The organism is Plantibacter flavus (assembly GCF_051487245.1).
Lineage (GTDB): Bacteria > Actinomycetota > Actinomycetes > Actinomycetales > Microbacteriaceae > Plantibacter > Plantibacter flavus_B.
The window spans coordinates 507,514-520,758 of the sequence record NZ_JAHVDH010000005.1; the positions used below are offsets into that span (position 1 = coordinate 507,514).

14 protein-coding genes are annotated in these 13,245 nt (G+C 69.2%); 3 read left to right on the forward strand and 11 right to left on the reverse strand.

Features of this window, described 5'->3' with window-relative positions:
* Positions 1-20: 20 nt before the first annotated feature.
* Genes KXS11_RS15275 through KXS11_RS15285 form a run of 3 tightly spaced genes read right to left on the reverse strand, consistent with a single transcriptional unit; the run spans position 21 to position 2,316 of the window.
* Positions 21-821, reverse strand: coding sequence for an SDR family NAD(P)-dependent oxidoreductase (locus tag KXS11_RS15275; RefSeq protein ID WP_437386467.1), 801 nt, complete (start codon positions 819-821; stop codon positions 21-23).
* A 15-nt stretch (positions 822-836) separates the two neighbouring features.
* Positions 837-1,670 (reverse strand): AfsA-related hotdog domain-containing protein, encoded by an 834-nt coding sequence (locus KXS11_RS15280; protein WP_437386468.1) that lies wholly within the window; start codon positions 1,668-1,670, stop codon positions 837-839.
* Between the two features lie 19 nt (positions 1,671-1,689).
* Positions 1,690-2,316 (reverse strand): ScbR family autoregulator-binding transcription factor, encoded by a 627-nt coding sequence (locus tag KXS11_RS15285; RefSeq protein WP_437386469.1) that lies wholly within the window; start codon positions 2,314-2,316, stop codon positions 1,690-1,692.
* A gap of 326 nt (positions 2,317-2,642) precedes the next feature.
* On the opposite strand from KXS11_RS15285, the gene KXS11_RS15290 reads away from it, so the two are divergent.
* Positions 2,643-3,026: an MmcQ/YjbR family DNA-binding protein gene (locus KXS11_RS15290; protein ID WP_437386470.1), complete on the forward strand. Its 384-nt coding sequence runs from the start codon at positions 2,643-2,645 to the stop codon at positions 3,024-3,026.
* 62 nt (positions 3,027-3,088) lie between these two features.
* Here the strand turns inward: KXS11_RS15290 and KXS11_RS15295 are convergent, their stop codons facing one another.
* The 3 genes from KXS11_RS15295 to KXS11_RS15305 form a co-directional block, all read right to left on the reverse strand.
* Positions 3,089-3,325, reverse strand: coding sequence for a helix-turn-helix domain-containing protein (locus KXS11_RS15295; RefSeq protein WP_437386471.1), 237 nt, complete (start codon positions 3,323-3,325; stop codon positions 3,089-3,091).
* Positions 3,325-3,975 carry a hypothetical protein gene (locus KXS11_RS15300; protein WP_437386472.1) on the reverse strand — a complete coding sequence of 217 codons (651 nt, stop codon included), beginning with the start codon at positions 3,973-3,975 and terminating at the stop codon, positions 3,325-3,327. Before KXS11_RS15300 ends, KXS11_RS15295 begins: the two co-directional genes overlap by 1 nt.
* A gap of 160 nt (positions 3,976-4,135) precedes the next feature.
* Positions 4,136-4,438, reverse strand: a complete 303-nt coding sequence (locus tag KXS11_RS15305) for a hypothetical protein (RefSeq protein WP_437386473.1) — start codon at positions 4,436-4,438, stop codon at positions 4,136-4,138.
* A 251-nt stretch (positions 4,439-4,689) separates the two neighbouring features.
* Here KXS11_RS15305 and KXS11_RS15310 point away from each other — a divergent pair, with 251 nt between their 5' ends.
* Positions 4,690-5,172: a pyridoxamine 5'-phosphate oxidase family protein gene (locus KXS11_RS15310; RefSeq protein ID WP_437386474.1), complete on the forward strand. Its 483-nt coding sequence runs from the start codon at positions 4,690-4,692 to the stop codon at positions 5,170-5,172.
* A gap of 120 nt (positions 5,173-5,292) precedes the next feature.
* The gene (locus KXS11_RS15315) at positions 5,293-6,072 is read left to right on the forward strand and encodes an SDR family oxidoreductase (protein ID WP_437386475.1); all 780 of its coding nucleotides are present in this window, start codon (positions 5,293-5,295) and stop codon (positions 6,070-6,072) included.
* A gap of 124 nt (positions 6,073-6,196) precedes the next feature.
* On the opposite strand, the gene KXS11_RS15320 is transcribed toward KXS11_RS15315, so the two are convergent.
* From KXS11_RS15320 to KXS11_RS15340, 5 genes are read right to left on the reverse strand one after another with little or no spacing between them, the layout of a single operon-like run.
* A complete protein-coding gene (locus KXS11_RS15320; RefSeq protein WP_437386476.1) occupies positions 6,197-8,278 on the reverse strand; it encodes a beta-galactosidase in 2,082 nt (693 codons plus the stop codon).
* Complete coding sequence (locus KXS11_RS15325) at positions 8,262-10,448, reverse strand: alpha-galactosidase (RefSeq protein WP_437386477.1); 2,187 nt, start codon at positions 10,446-10,448, stop codon at positions 8,262-8,264. Before KXS11_RS15325 ends, KXS11_RS15320 begins: the two co-directional genes overlap by 17 nt.
* Complete coding sequence (locus KXS11_RS15330; RefSeq protein ID WP_437386478.1) at positions 10,441-11,340, reverse strand: ABC transporter ATP-binding protein; 900 nt, start codon at positions 11,338-11,340, stop codon at positions 10,441-10,443. Before KXS11_RS15330 ends, KXS11_RS15325 begins: the two co-directional genes overlap by 8 nt.
* The gene (locus KXS11_RS15335; RefSeq protein ID WP_437386479.1) at positions 11,337-12,227 is read right to left on the reverse strand and encodes an ABC transporter ATP-binding protein; all 891 of its coding nucleotides are present in this window, start codon (positions 12,225-12,227) and stop codon (positions 11,337-11,339) included. Before KXS11_RS15335 ends, KXS11_RS15330 begins: the two co-directional genes overlap by 4 nt.
* Positions 12,224-13,216 carry an ABC transporter permease gene (locus KXS11_RS15340; protein ID WP_437386480.1) on the reverse strand — a complete coding sequence of 331 codons (993 nt, stop codon included), beginning with the start codon at positions 13,214-13,216 and terminating at the stop codon, positions 12,224-12,226. The genes KXS11_RS15335 and KXS11_RS15340 overlap by 4 nt, the downstream gene beginning before the upstream one ends.
* Between the last annotated feature and the right edge of the window lie 29 nt (positions 13,217-13,245).

A 13,245-nucleotide genomic window follows, 5' to 3' on the forward strand; every position in this document is an offset into this window, starting at 1 on the left:
AGCGACGGCTGAGGGGCGTCTCAGTGCAACCCGAGGACGTCGGAGATCGAGCCCGCCCGCTTCCCCCGTGCGCCGAGGGTGCTGCCACCGCTGACGTCGAGGATCGTGCCCGTCGTCCGACTCGAACGCCCGGAGACGAGGAACGCGACGGCCTCCGCGACGACGGCCGGGTCCGCGACCCCGCCGAGCACGGCGAAGTCCGACATGTACTCGCGAGCGGCCTCGATCGAGAACGCCTCGTGCCCGTTGTCGGTGAAGCCGGGCACCACGGCGTTCACCCGGATCCCCCGCGGTGCGACGGCTTCAGCGAGGTTCCGTGTCATCGATTCGAGCGCGGCCTTGCTCATCGCGTACACGATGTCGCCGGGACTCGAGAAGTGCACGCCGGCCGACGAGAGGTTCACGATGCTCCCGCCGTCGCCCAGCAGCGGGACGAGCCGTTGGGTCAGGAAGAACGGCGCCTTCGTGTTGACGGCGAAGTACGCGTCGAACTGGGCCGGGGTCGCCGCGTCGAACGACGGGCCGAGGAGTCGGGCGGCGTTGTTCACGAGCCCGGCGAGCTGCGGCAGCGAGCCGTCCCGCAGCAGGCGCTCGAGCCCGTCGCCCAGCGCACGCACCCCCTCGTCGGTGGAGAGGTCGGCTGGAACCGCCCGGCACGCTCGCCCGGATGCCTCGATCTCCTCGACGAGTTCGCGGGCCCGCTCATGCTGCCGCCCGTAGACGGCGACGACGTCGTGGCCCTCCGTCGCGAGTCGCCGGCAGATCGCTCGGCCGATCCCCCCGGTCGCGCCGGTGACGACGACCGTCCCGCGTGATTCCATGCGTGCTCCGATCGATCAGTGGTGGGTGGTCTCACGGACGGTGCGGCCGCTGAAGACCGCACGCTGGAGGCCGGACTGGTGCACCGCCCCCTCGATCGTGCCGTCATCGTCGACCGTGAACAACAGCGTCGGTGACGGGGAGAACTCGGCGTAGCTCATGAAGGCGATATGCAGCGCGGCGAGGACACGCTCCTCGCCCGCGGCGCGCACCGCGTCCTCGATGGAGCAGACCATCGCCATCGCCGACAGGTGGTCGCCGGTGTGGTCGGCGAGGATCGGGTCGGAGAGGTCCGCACGCACTGCCGCAGCCCGGATGCGGCCCGTCGTGACGCCGTCGACGAGACCGCGAGCCGTCTCGACCTCCCTCGTGGCGACCGCCCGAGTCGGGATCGCGGCCGCACCGTACCGGACCCGCTCATAGAGCGCCGCCGGCAGGAACGTCACCGTCGCCGAACCGGTTCCCGTCCCGAGCGCCCCCGAACGCACGGCGAATCGGAGCGCGGCAGCCCGCGAACGCCGAACCGCGCCTGCCTCCGCCGCCTGGGCCACGAGCACCGTGCCTCGCTGCGGGTGGGTGGTCGACCTGGCGAACGTGTCGGGCAGCTCGAGCGAGATGGACGTCAGCATGAACACCGAGTCCGCCGGCACGGCCAGCGCCCGGTGCGCGTAGACGATGCCAGCCTGTCGTTCCACCTCCATGAGCTCCGCGAACGCTCCACCCTGTCGCGAGGACGGCGTGCGGAACGTCGCGATCAGACCGTCGGGCTCGTCGCGACCCGTGCCGAGCCAGAGGTGCCGAGCGTCGCGTTTGTGCGCAGCCTCGGGCGGGATCCGCCAGCTGCCGCCCACGTCACTCCCCCGCGGACCGTCAGTCGCGATGCGGGGCGAGGACGGCGACGATGAACGGCTGCGCAGCCTTCATCCGGCCGGGCATGGACTTCCAGACGTCGTCGAGTTCCGACAGCACCTGGACGCCGACGAACAGTTGGTTGACGAACTCGGCGGCGCTGTCGGCATCGACGGTCGGCGAGATGGAGCCGTCCTCGATCCCGAGGGTGATCAGCATCTTCGCCGTCTGGATCCACTCGAAGTACGGCTCACGGGCCGAGGCCTCGAAACCCGTGCCTGGTTGGGTCGCGAGCTTGATGCCGCCCTGCACGATCGTGTCCGTCGCCATGATCGCGGAGAGGCCGTCGCTGAGCGCGAGGATCTTGTCGAGTCCGGACAGGTCGCTCTCGAGGACCTCCTGCAGGGGGCCGGCCATGCGTTCCTGCTGCGCGGCGAGCACAGCCTCCGCGATGTCGTCCTTGTTCCCGAAGTGGAAGTAGAGCGAGCCCTGGCTGATGCCGGCCTCCGTGGAGATGTCACGGAGGCGCGCTTCGGCGAACGAGCGCTTCGAGAACACACGTCCTGCCGCTTCCAAGAGCGCGCTGCGCGTTGCGATGGAGCGCTGTTGCTGCGCACGCCCCGCTGGTACTGCAAGTTCCTCGGCCATGACCGCCATTCTCTCGTGTTCCGGAGTGGGATCGGGTGAACCGAGACTAGCGCGCGTCAGAGCAATGCGGGCGACTTTCTTGGTCGAGCGTGATCCATCGAGCACGATTCCGTCGGCGACCGCAGCACAGTGGCGCGTAGCGCTGGCGTCCGGAAAACTATTCAGCTATCCTGTTTACGGGGTGGGTGCTGACGGATTCGGGGGAATCGGGCGTCAGCACCCCTTTTCTTCTTTCGGGCCTCTCCTCTCGGGCCTCTTCTCTCCGGGCTTCATCTCTCCGGCCACCTCGCGGCCGCTCGAGGCCCGAGCCGTGGGAGACTGCTCGGATGGACGGCCGCACACTCCACGAGGTAGCACTCCGGACCGCGCTCGCACTCCCCGTCGTCACGCACAGCTTCCCGTTCGGGCCCGAAGCCGACGTCTGCAAGGTCGTCGACCGCGTCTTCATGATCTGCGGCACCCACGGCGGCGAGCGAGCCGGCGAACCGATCGTCACGCTCAAGTGCGAGCCGCCGTTCGGACTCGCACTGCGGGAGGAGTACCCGACCATCACTCCCGGCTACCACATGAACAAGCGGCACTGGATCTCGATCGGCGTCGGGCCGGGCATCACGGTGGCCCTCGTCGAGGAGATCGTGACGAACGCGTACGAGTTGGTGGTCGAGCTCATGCCGAAGTCACGACGACCCGGGGTGCCCCGCAACGCTTGATCAGGCGTCGAGTCGCCCGGATCTGCACCATTTCGCGCGGAAGACGTGCGGATCCGGGCGACTCAGTGCGCGTCGTCGAGTTCCAACAGCTCGCCGACCTCACACTCCAAGGCCGTGCAGATCGCCGTCAGCGTCGAGAAACGGATCGCTTTCGCGCGGTCGTTCTTCAGCACCGAGAGGTTGACCACGCTCACCCCGACGAGTTCACTCAGCCGCGCGAGGGTGAGCCCTCGGTCGGCGAGCAGCCGGTCGAGGTTGCAGTGCACACCGCTCGGGGAGTCGTCCTCGGCGGGTGCCATCAGACGAGTCCGTCCGTGTCCGCGCGCAGTCGTTCTCCAGACCGGAACGCGATCGCGAGTCCGCCGACGGCCATCGCGGCGAGCACGGGCAGCCAGGACACCTCCACGGCGATCCCGCTGAACGCGTCACCGGAGGCGACCGCGAGGGCCCCGTTCGACGCCATGGTGCCGAACCAGGAGTCGGAGATCCACGCGGCGAGGATGCCGAACGATGCGACCGTGAGCAGTCGGGCGTTGCCGGGTGCGAACGCATCGCCTCGCAGCATCCTGCGGAAGAACCAGAGCGCGCAGCCGATGACGACGAGGCTCGCGACGGCCGGGATCACGGCCGCGAGCACCACGCTCGCGAAGGTGGCGAACGGCAGGTCCGACACGACGACCGTCCCCTCGCCGACCCTCACCGTCGCCCCGCCGCCGGGCTGTGTCGCCTCGAACGGCGCGAACTGCACCGGCACCGTGACGCCACCGGTGCCGAAGATGTCGAGCAGGCGGAGCACCAGAGAGACGACGACCCCGACCGCGGCGACGATGGCGACGACGAGCACGGTGATGAGGTCGGCGCGCTGCGATCGTTCCGCCTTCGCGGCACGGCGCGCGGCCAGCTCGGCGGCATCGGGAGTGGGTCGGTCGGATCGTTCGGCCATCGTCATCACCAGTTTCATATCGTTTTTCGTTGGTATCGATAAACGATATGTTGTCGGAGGTGGTGCCGCAAGCCCCAAGCCGCTGAGCCGCCCGAAAGCGCGCGATTTCACCGGAATATCGTGCGATTCCGGGAGACTCAGGGTGGGCTCCTCAGGGGGTGGCGGCTCAGACGGCGTCGAGCACGCCCGCCCAGCCGAACGCTGAGATCGCATCCGCGAACGTCGAGTCGCCGCGACCTTCTCCGAGTCGCTTGCCAGTGGCTCCGTCGACGACGACGACCGTGTGGTCCTTCTCAGCCTCCGTGCCGTTGCCCTCCTCGATGAACTCGATGTGGATCTCGCGGTCGCCGAGCGTGCCCGTGACGGTCGTCTTCGCCGCCTGCTCCTGCGTGTCGGTCGTGAGGAACGGGCCGCCGCCGAGGGCAGCGAGCGCTTCGTTGATCTGGTTGATGAGCGATGAGGTGTTCATGGTCTCCTCCGGGTGATCGTGGAGCGGCCAGGCTAACGAGGCCAGCTGCGCACCCCGGGCCCATGGCGTTCCGCCCCGAGGTGTGAGAGGGTGCGGCGGGTCCGCCCAGCAGGCGACGTGTTGCAGAAGACGAGCCGTCAGTCAACCGTCCGCGCGACTGGGGCGCACGCCAGGTCTGAGACGTAGGCTGCTCGCCATCCACACCGGTCGCCGACACGGACCGACCGGTCGAGACGACGAAGGAGAGACCCATGGCCGGAGACACCGACCCGCACAAGACGCTCACCGACCTGCTCGCACACTTCCGGTTCGCCATGCTCACCACGGTCGACGGCGACGGCAAGCTCGTCGCGCATCCCCTCACCGTGCAGGAACGCGAATTCGATGGCGACCTGTGGTTCATCGTCGGCACGGACGCGTCAGCCGTCCGACAGCTGCACGCGAACCCGAACGCCGGCGTGACGCTCAGCTCCGACAGTTCATGGGTGTCGCTCGCGGGCACCGCGGCCCTGGTCGAGGACCGCGCGAAGTTGGACGAGCTGTGGAACGGGGCCGTCGACGCCTGGTTCCCCGACGGCCCGTCCGATCCACGAGTGGGCCTGCTGAAGTTCTCGGCTGACAGCGCCGAGTACTGGGACAGCCCAGGGGGCAGGATCGCGACCGCGATCGCACTGGTGAAGTCAAAGGTCACCGGCGAGACCTACGAGGGCGACAACGCGAAGGTCGACCTCTAACCCTCCCGCCCTGAGTCGCCCGGTTCTGTCCGTTTTCACGCCGAAACCGCACCGATCCGGGCGACTCAGCGGGCCGTTTGGCTCCCGCAGCGCGGGACACGCGTCGCGTAGGGTGTGGGCATGGGTCTGCCAACGTCGCGTCAACTCGCCGTCGTCACGGGCGTCGGGCGCCGGCGCTCGATCGGGGCGGGGCTCGCGCTCGGTCTGGCGGCGGACGGCTGGGATCTCGTCCTCAACGCCTGGCGGCCGTACGACGAACGCCTGGGAATGGAGGGCGAGGCGGACGATCTCGAGTCGATCGCCGACGACTGCCGTGCGCTCGGGGCCACCGTCGACGTCGTCTTCGGAGACCTCGCCGACCCGGCGTTCCCCGCCGTCCTCCTGGAACGTGCGACGCGGCTCGGTCCGGTCAGCGGACTCGTGATGTCGCACTGCGAATCGGTCGACAGCTCGATCCTCACCACGGACCTCGACAGCTGGGACCGCCATTTCGCCGTCAACGCCCGCGCGACGTGGCTGCTCATCAAGGCCTTCGCCGAGCAGCTTCCGGAGGCGGCATCACCGGGCGAGGTGCATGGCCGGATCGTCGCGCTCACGAGCGACCACACCGTCGACAACCTGCCGTACGGTGCCAGCAAGGGCGCCCTCGACCGCATCGTCATCGCTGCCGCCGTCGAGCTCGCGGAGCGGGGTGTGCGGGCGAACGTCGTCAACCCCGGCCCGATCGACACCGGCTGGATGGACGACCGCACGCGGACCTGGGGCGTCGAAGCGACTCCGGCCGGCCGGCTCGGCACCCCGGCGGACACGGCGGACCTCGTCCGGTTCCTGTTCTCCCCAGCCGGCTCCTGGATCAACGGACAGCTGCTGTCGAGCAACGGCGGGTTCGGCGTCGGCTAGGCCCCTGAGGCACGGTCGGCTCGGCCCCTGACTCACGGTCGGCCAGGCCCGTGCCTCCCGGTCGGCCAGGCCCCAGACTCACGGTCGGCCGGGCCCCTGACTCACGGTCGGCCAGGCCCGTGACTCACGGTCGACCAGGCCCCTGACTCCCGGTCGACCAGGCCCCTGACTCACGCAGGACGGCGACGGCGCCAGCGGCGAGTGGAACCTGACCGTCGTGGAGCGTCCCGGTCAGCAGGTCCGTACCAGAGGCGTCTGCCCAGGCCGGTTCCGCGGTGTGGTTGATGAGGAACAGGTAGGACTCCGACGCGGAGCGGCGGCGCACGGCCTCGACGCCGCGTGGGACGGCTGCGGCAGGCTCGACGCCTGACTCCGACAGGAGCCTGTCGACGAGTGCACCGAGATCCGCAGCTTCGAGGTCGGCGGACAGGTACCAGGCAGCTCCCGCGCCGACCGTGCGGCGCGTGATCGCGGGGGCGCCGCTGACCGTGCCGCCGGCGTAGCGGGCCACGATCTCGACACCGCTCCCGTCCTCGGGAGCGCGCATGAACTCGGTCCAGCGTTTCGCCGTCCACCCGTTGTCGAGCGCGACGCGTTCCTCCACCGTGAGCGGTGAGAACTCCTCGCTGGACACCCCGAGCAGGTCCCGGAACGCCCCGGGGAACCCACCCGTCCGCACGGTGTTGACCTCGTCGACGATGCCGGAGAACCACGTCACGAGCACCGTCCCACCGGCTTCCACGTAGTCGCGGACAGCGCGGGCGTTCGTGTCGGAGACGAGGAAGAGGCCCGGCACGACGACGAGACGGTAGTCGGCCAGGGCCGCCCACGGTGGCACGATGTCGGCGGTCACCGCCCGCTCGAACAGGGCGTTGTGCACGGCTCTGGCCGACTCGGCGTAGCTCGGCCGGTTGATCGGTTTCAGCCCGCTCTTCACCGCCCAGCCCGCCTCGTTGTCGTGGAGGATCGCGACCTGCACGTCGGCGACGACCGAACCCTGGACCTCGCGCAGTGCACGGAGGTGGCCGCCGAGCGTCGTGATGTCGCGGAAGATGCGGCTGTCGCGGCCGGCATGCGGGAGCATCGCCGAATGGAACTGTTCCGTCCCCAAGCGGGAGGCACGCCACTGGAAGAACATGGCGCTGTCGGAGCCTCGCGCGAGATGCCCGAGCGCGTGCCGGATGAGCTCCCCGGGACGCTTCGGCTGGTTGATCGGATGCCAACTCGCCGCACCGGCGGCGTGTTCCATGAGCATCCACGGGCCGCCGCCCGACATGGCGCGCATGCGGTCGCCGCTGAACGCGAGCTCCTGGTGCCGAAGGGGGTCGGGTCCGTAGGTGTAGTGGTCGTTCGCGACGATGTCCGTTTCGTCCGCCCAGCGCGTGTAGTCGACGACGTCCGGTCCGAGGCCGACCATGAAGTTGGTCGTGATCGGGACGTGTGGCGTCCACCGTTGCAACACCGCCCGTTCCGCCCGATAGTGCCCCAGGAGTTCGTCGGAGGAGAACCGTTCGAAGTCGAGCAGCTGGCCGGGGTTGTGCGCGGTGACGCCCGACGGGGTCGTGACCTCCGCGAACGACGAGTACGTGTTCCCCCAGAACGCTGTCCCCCAGGCGTCGTTCAGTGCGTCGACCGTGGCGTACTTCGCCTCGACCCAGTCGCGGAACCTGGCGTTCGAGACGGGGCAGTGACAGCGTCCGTTGCCGCCTCCGAGCTCATTGCTGATGTGCCACATCCGTACGGCGGGGTGCCCGGCGACATGCGACGCCAGCCGCTCGACGATCCGCAGGGCGTACGACCGGAACACCGGCGACGATGCACACCATCCCAGACGTCCGCCCGGCGCAAGCGGGTGGCCGTGTTCGTCCTGCGGCAGGATCTCGGGGTGCAATCGATGCAACCACATGGGCACGGCCGCCGTCGGCGTCGCGAGGTCGACCGAGATGCCGTGCTCGTGGAGGAGGTCCAGCATGCGGTCGAGCCAGGTGAAGTCGAACCTCCCGTCCTGCGGCTCGTGGACGACCCAGGAGAACACCCCGAGGGTGACGAGGTTCACCCCCGCCTCCCCCATGAGCACCATGTCCTCGAGCACGGTCTCCCATGGCCATTGCTCAGGACTGTAGTCTCCGCCGAAGGACAACCCTGCGGTGGGCCAGTTCGCGGTTCCCCGGCGGGTGGCGCGGGTCGGTTCAGTACTGCTGGTCATGCTGGAGGTCCTTCTCGATGGTGGGGATCGGCGCGTCCGGGATGAGCCGGAGGACGCGGGCGGTGGGCGCTTCGGTGGCTGTGACGTGCAGCTCTGCCGAGTCGGCGTCCCAACGCCACGACCAACCGCCGGCGTCGGCAGGGAAGCCGGGTTCGACCACGAGTGCCCGACCGGTGTAAGCGGGCAGCGGGAGGACCACGTCCGCCGATGCTCCCGGCCGGCACCAGACGCTCAGCCAGGAACCCCGCTCATCACGGAGCCCGAGGGCGACCCAGCGGTCCTCCCACCCGGGCAGCCCGAGTGGCCAGAACGGGGCTGACGCCTCGATGCCGCTCAACACCGTCTTCTGCGCCACGACCGCCTCGCGCACGAGGGCGACCTCCCCCTGCGACATGCGGTTGAGGTACCCGGAGAGGTACATCCGCCCGAGGATCCCGTTCACCAGCGCGAAGACCATCTCCTCGCGGCTCGTCCCGGCCAGCGGATAGGCCCAGTTGCCCGCCTGCTCCGGCAGCATCGACGCCGGGGCGGCAGCCGCGATCGTCGCGTACATGACGGGGTCCTGCTGGTCCGACGTCGATTGCAGGTGCAGACGTGACAGCATCGCCTGATCCATCCGCATCGCCCCGGAGGCGCAGCTCTCGATGAGGAGGTGAGGGTGCTTCGCCTGGACCTCGTCGAGCACGTCGAGGAGCGCCCGGTTGTGCTCGAGCAACCCGGCGCCCGGGGCGAGCCCGCCGGTGTCCGTGCCGGGGCCGGTCATCGTGTTGTCGTCCATCTTCACGAAGCCGATGCCGTAGTCGGCGACGAGGCGGTCGAAGACCCCGACCACGTGTGCACGGGCGGCCGGGTCGCGCAGGTCGAGGAGGTGTCTGCCGTGCTCGGCGAGCCGGATCCCGCCTCGTGAGAAGAATGCGGAGTCGGGCAGGGCACGTCCGGAGGACGCCACGGCGAGCGGCGAGCGGACACCGATGACCTCGGGTTCCAACCAGAGCCCCGCGACCATGCCGCCCGCCCGGATGTGCCCGATGACCTCCTCGATGCCTCCGGGGAACCGGCTCGCCGCAGGCAGCCATTCACCGACGGTGTCCCACCAGTGCCCTTCGGCGTACCAGCCGGCGTCGATGCAGAAGAGATCGGCACCGGCGTCGGCAGCGGCGTCGATGAGCGGGAGCAGCCTGTCGGTGGTCGGGTCACCCATGAGCGTGTTCATGTAGTCGTTGAAGACCACCGGTAGCGTGCGGTCCGCCTCGCGGACGAGCCTGGTCGCTCGGCGCTGCTGCGTGAGCGCGCCGAACACCTCGTCGACACCGCCGGCGGCGAACGCCACGGACGCCGGGACCGAGGTGAACGTCTCCCCTGGTGCGAGCCGTACGCTCCACTGGTTGTCCTGATCGGTCGGGCCGGTCAGCAGCAGGTAGGCGCCGTGTCGTGTCTCGCCGAGTTGATACCCCCACGGCCCGTTGTGCTCCACCTGCCAGGCGAGAGCGTAGTCACCGTTCGTCGCGAGCAGCACCGCGGTCGGCGCGTGCTCTCCGCTCGACCATGAGCCACGGTTCGCGACGTGGAGTCGACTGCGCGGCGGTTGGTGCTGGACGTCGCGGTCGATCCGGGCGAGGCCGAGCTCCCGCAGCGGCTTGGTCGTCCACCTGCTCTCCGCGACCCAGTCGTTCGCGGCAGACGCGAGCACGAAGCCGTCGACGTCCGGTGCCGCGGTCAGGAACGCGCCGGTCGCGAAGGTCGACACGACGTCGAGCACGATGGGCGTCCCAGCGGTCACGGTCGTCCAGGTGCGGAACGCGCTGACGCCGTCATGCCGCTCGAACACGCTCTCGACCACGAGCCCGGTCTCCTCGTCGCACTGCTCGATGCGCAGCAACGAACCGTCGGTCGTGTGCGCCCGGTAGCGCAGGCGCGCACCGATCACCGTGTCGACGTACCGGAAGCTGCCGGGAAACCGACCGTGGCCGAACGCCGACAGCTCGACGAGCGGCTGCCACAGCTCCCGGTCGAGCGTCGGTGTCGGCATGGAACGGTGCCCGCCCGGCCCGATACCGATGAGCGCGACGGGGCCATCAGAGCCGATCGCGAACACCAGTTCGACGGCGTCGTTCCGCCAGCGCAATCGGTCGACGCCGCCCGGCACCCGTGCGCTCTGCAGCTCAGGCACGAGCCGTTGCCCGGGTGTCCGCCGACTCCCAGGACTGCGTGTAGTGGTTGTAGCAGACGGCGTTGTCGAGCGAGGCGCGATCCGGGGCCGCCTCGCTCGAGACGACCTTGCCGATCTTCTCCGGGTCAGGGGCCGCCAGCGCGAGGAGCTTCGTGTAGTCGTGCTGGGGGTTGAGGATGACGTCGTCGGCCGGACCGCGCTCGACCACGCGACCGTGGTAGAGCACCAGGATCTCATCGGAGAAGTGCCGAGCTGTGGCCAGGTCGTGGGTGATGTAGAGCACGGCGAGGTCGTCCTCGCGCTGCAGGCGGCCCATCAGGTTGAGCACGCCGAGTCGGATCGACACGTCGAGCATGGACACCGGTTCGTCCGCGATGAGCACCTGCGCGCCCGGTGCGAGCGCCCGGGCGATCGCGACCCGCTGCCGCTGCCCGCCGGAGAGTTCGTGCGGACGCCGCGCGGCCATGTCCTCGGCCGGCTCGAGGTTGACGCGCTCGAGCATCGACAGCACCTGCTCGTGCACTGCAGCGGCACCCGACGCGCGGCGGTGGAGCCGGATCGGCCGAGCGATGTGGTGCTCGATCGTGTGGAACGGGTTGAGCGACGCGAACGGGTCCTGGAACACCATCTGCACGTGTCGGCGGTAGAGCGACCGGGGCACCCGGGTGCCGTCATCGAGTGTCACCTCGATCTCGCCGGAGGACGGCCGTTCGAGTCGGGCGAGCATCCGGGCGATCGTCGACTTGCCGGAACCCGACTCGCCGACGAGCGCGACCGTGCGACCGGGCACGAGGTCGAAGGACACCCGGTCCACTGCACGGAACGCCGTCCGTCGAAGCCCGTTCTTGATGGTGAAGTCCTTGGTGAGATCGGTGACCCTGATCGTCGTCATGAGGTCTGCTCCTGTGCGTCGTCGATGCCGGTCCGGATGAACGACCCGCGCGAACCGCTGAGGCTCGGGAACGAGGCGAGCAGCCGCTGCGTGTAGGGGTGCTCTGGCTCGCGGTAGATCTGGTCCGCGGTGCCGAGTTCGACGATCTCCCCTTGCAGCATGACCGCGATGCGGTCACTGATCTCCAGCAGGAGCGGGAGGTCGTGAGTGATGAACACGACGGCGAAGTCGAGTTCGTCGCGCAGTCGGACGATCTCGCGAAGGATGTCACGCTGCACCACGACGTCGAGCGCGGTCGTCGGCTCGTCCATGATCATGACCTGCGGCTCCAGCAGCATCGCCATCGCGATCATCACGCGTTGGCGCATGCCTCCCGAGAGTTCGTGCGGGTAGGAGCTCAGCCGGGCGCGGTCGACGCCGACCCGCTCGAGCACGTCGCCCGCCCGCTGGATCCGCTCACGCTTCGACAACTCGGGGCGGTGCGTCAGAAGCACGTCGCACAGCTGCGCACGCACATTGGTCACGGGGTTCAGCGCATTCATCGCGCCTTGGAACACCATCGAGAGCTTCGTCCAGCGGAACGCCCGCAGCTCCTCGTCCTCGAGCGCGAGGAGGTCGACGTCGGTGCCGTCCCGGTCGTGGAAGGTGATGCTGCCGGAGGAGATGCGGGCCGGCGGTTTGTGCAGCCGGTTGATCGCGTACGCGAGCGTGGTCTTGCCGCAGCCGGACTCACCGGCGAGCCCGAGGATCTCGCCGGGGGCGAGCGTCAGGCTCGCGTGCTTGACCGCGGTGACGGGGTGATCGACCTCGTACACGACCGAGAGGTCGTCGATCGTGACGACGGCCGGGCGAGTGGATCTGCGCGATGGGGCTTCCAGGAGCGTCATGCCGATGCCTTCCTCTCGAGCTTCGCCGCAGCGTTCGCGCGCTTGCGGTGCAGCCGGACGTTCTTGAGTTTCGGGTTGATGATCTCGTCGATGGAGAAGTTGATGAGCGACAAGCCCATGCCGAACAGGGCGATGATGAGCCCGGGCGGACCGAACCACCACCAGGCGCCGAGCGGCAGCGCGAAGCCGTTCTGGGCGTAGAACAGCATCGTCCCGAGGGTCGAGGAGTTGGACGCCCCGAGCCCGAGGAACGAGAGGCCCGCCTCGCCGAGGATCGCCGCGATCACCGCGAACACGAACTGCGAGGCGAGCACAGGGAGGAGGTTCGGCAGGATCTCGACCGCGATCACCCGCCCGGCCCGCTCCCCTGCCACCCTCGACGCCGCGACGTAGTCCCGGTTGCGGATCGACAGGGTCTGCGCCCGGAGCACGCGGCTCGACGCCGCCCACCCGGTGATCGCGAGGACCACGGCGATCGTCCACAGCCCGCGTTGCTCCTGCGGGACGAAGCCCGAGATGACGATCACGAGCGGGAGGCCGGGAATCACGAGGAACACGTTCGAGAACAGCGAGAACGCCTCGTCTGCGAACCCGCCGATGTACGCCCCGAGGATCCCGAAGAACGCCGACAGGATCGTCGCGAGCACCCCGACGATGAGGCCGATCTGCAGGGACCCGGCGGTCGCGTGCGCGAGCTGCGAGAAGACGTCCTGACCGGTCTGCGTGGTGCCGAGGAGGTGCTCGGAGCTGGGCGGCTGCAGGCCGATGTCCCGGATGGTGGTCGGGTCCTGCACGAAGAGCGGGCCGATGAGCCCGAAGAGGGTGATGCCACCGACGAGCACGAGACCGGTGGCGAGCCACGGCGTCATCGTCGGCAGCATCATCCGCCACGCGGAGCGGGGCTTCTTGCCGCGTTCCGCTGCGGCGGTCGCGAGCGCCATCGTCGCATCGGCGACGTTCGGTTCTGTGCGGGGAGCGAGGTTCGTCATCGGCTCTGCCCTTCCGTGGTCGAGGTCTG

Coding starts and splice junctions, on each gene's coding strand:
- KXS11_RS15275 (WP_437386467.1), bottom strand. CDS start 821: ATGGAATCACGCGGGACGGTCGTCGTCACCGGCGCGACCGGGGGGATC.
- KXS11_RS15330 (WP_437386478.1), bottom strand. CDS start 11,340: ATGACGACGATCAGGGTCACCGATCTCACCAAGGACTTCACCATCAAG.
- KXS11_RS15305 (WP_437386473.1), bottom strand. CDS start 4,438: ATGAACACCTCATCGCTCATCAACCAGATCAACGAAGCGCTCGCTGCC.
- KXS11_RS15340 (WP_437386480.1), bottom strand. CDS start 13,216: ATGACGAACCTCGCTCCCCGCACAGAACCGAACGTCGCCGATGCGACG.
- KXS11_RS15315 (WP_437386475.1), top strand. CDS start 5,293: ATGGGTCTGCCAACGTCGCGTCAACTCGCCGTCGTCACGGGCGTCGGG.
- KXS11_RS15300 (WP_437386472.1), bottom strand. CDS start 3,975: ATGACGATGGCCGAACGATCCGACCGACCCACTCCCGATGCCGCCGAG.
- KXS11_RS15290 (WP_437386470.1), top strand. CDS start 2,643: ATGGACGGCCGCACACTCCACGAGGTAGCACTCCGGACCGCGCTCGCA.
- KXS11_RS15320 (WP_437386476.1), bottom strand. CDS start 8,278: ATGACCAGCAGTACTGAACCGACCCGCGCCACCCGCCGGGGAACCGCG.
- KXS11_RS15335 (WP_437386479.1), bottom strand. CDS start 12,227: ATGACGCTCCTGGAAGCCCCATCGCGCAGATCCACTCGCCCGGCCGTC.
- KXS11_RS15295 (WP_437386471.1), bottom strand. CDS start 3,325: ATGGCACCCGCCGAGGACGACTCCCCGAGCGGTGTGCACTGCAACCTC.
- KXS11_RS15285 (WP_437386469.1), bottom strand. CDS start 2,316: ATGGCCGAGGAACTTGCAGTACCAGCGGGGCGTGCGCAGCAACAGCGC.
- KXS11_RS15310 (WP_437386474.1), top strand. CDS start 4,690: ATGGCCGGAGACACCGACCCGCACAAGACGCTCACCGACCTGCTCGCA.